This window comes from Bacteroides acidifaciens (assembly GCF_024623065.1).
GTDB lineage: Bacteria > Bacteroidota > Bacteroidia > Bacteroidales > Bacteroidaceae > Bacteroides > Bacteroides acidifaciens.
This window is the reverse complement of sequence record NZ_JANJZR010000179.1, coordinates 1-1,584: the sequence shown is the minus strand read 5'-3', so window position 1 is coordinate 1,584 and position 1,584 is coordinate 1. Positions and strand designations below refer to the sequence as shown.

The window sequence follows — 1,584 nt, the reverse complement described above, 5'->3', positions numbered from 1 at the left end:
GTAACTATTCAGCGAATCTAATACAATCAGGTCGGTCAGCAACAATTTTAGAATAATTCTCTGAGTATCATCAAAATAATAGTGGCTTTGTTTGTGTATGTCAGATGAAATTGCTATCTTTGTCTCTGTGAAACAACAGGTTAACGACATAAATTCAACTTTGGCAGGGCTATTGTCTGAGCTGAAGGAGTTACGGGGAACTATTGATTCCCTGTATGCCGAAAATCGGTCGCTTAACCGAAATATAGATAAACTACTTAAGGAAAACCGTGAGCTACGCAAGCGGCTGGAGAAGTATGAACAGCCGCCGAAGAACTCCGGCAACAGCAGTACTCCGCCATCGAAAGAACCGATAAAGGCTGAGGTGGAACGCAGGACAAAATCATTGCGGAAGAAATCAGAAAGACCTGTCGGCGGTCAATCCGGGCATGAAGGAACGACACGCAAAAAGGTGGAGATGCCTGACGAAATCCAGGAAGTGTCATCCCGATATTGCAGTGAGTGCGGGCGCGATTTGTCGGGTGTTGAAGGTGAGCTGGATTATGTCAGCCAAGAGATAGACCTGCCTCAGATACAGCCTATCTATCGTGAACGCAGATTTTATAAAAAAGTCTGTAGCTGCGGATGTTGCAATCGTGATTATGCACCGCGCCGCAGAGGCGGAAACGCCATTACCTTCGGTAAAAACATACGTGCCATTGCGACCTATCTGAGTGTGGTGCAATGCATGCCTTACGAACGGTTGCAGTCGCTGTTTGAGACGATGTTCAATGTCAGAATCAGTCAGGGAACGCTGGCCAATATCGTCCGTGAGATGCTTGAAAAATCCCGTCCTGCCATTGCCTTGATAGAACGTATGATAAAGGCATCCGCAGTAGTGGGCTTCGATGAATCGGGATGTTACACCAATGGGAAACTCAACTGGTCATGGATTGCGCAGACAACGTATCTGACTCTAGTGTTTCGTGGAGCCGGCCGTGGCGCCAAGGTCCTTGAGGAGCGCTTCGGCGACTCACTGAAGAATATGGTCGCGGTAACAGACCGCCACAGCGCGTACTTCGCCATTGACTTCCTCAACAATCAGATATGTCTGGTTCATCTGCTGAGGAATCTCGAATATCTCAATGATATAGACAAGAAACAGACCTGGGCAAAAGATGTGCAGACACTGTTGCGGGGAGCCATACACCTGAGGAATGAGAAACCCGATGAGGTAATCCCTAAAGACAGTTGGCTGACGAGGCTGGATGAGTTGCTCAAAAAGAACCTTGACAGTCTGCGCAAAGAGTTTAATGAGTTGAAACGGGGAATAATCAGATGTCGGGATTACATATTCAACTTCCTTGAGAATCCGGCCATACCATCTGACAACAACGCGTCGGAACGAGGAATCCGAAAACTCAAGGTCAAGCAGAAAATATCCGGATGCTTCCGCTCCGGTACCGGTGCCGATGCCTTCCACGCACTACATTCCATTGCTGACACGGCCTGGAAAAACGGACAATCTCCTCTCGATGCTATATTGGCGCTCGTCTAAACTGACGGGCTATATCTTCGCATCCTTTGTTTTCGCTGAATAGTTAC

At 47.7% G+C, this 1,584-nt stretch carries 1 protein-coding gene; it reads left to right on the top strand.

The features are described 5' to 3' along the window. Positions 1–127: 127 nt before the first annotated feature. The gene (tnpC, locus tag NSB03_RS21000; protein WP_024988896.1) at positions 128–1,537 is read left to right on the top strand and encodes an IS66 family transposase; all 1,410 of its coding nucleotides are present in this window, start codon (positions 128–130) and stop codon (positions 1,535–1,537) included. The last annotated feature ends 47 nt before the right edge of the window (positions 1,538–1,584 follow it).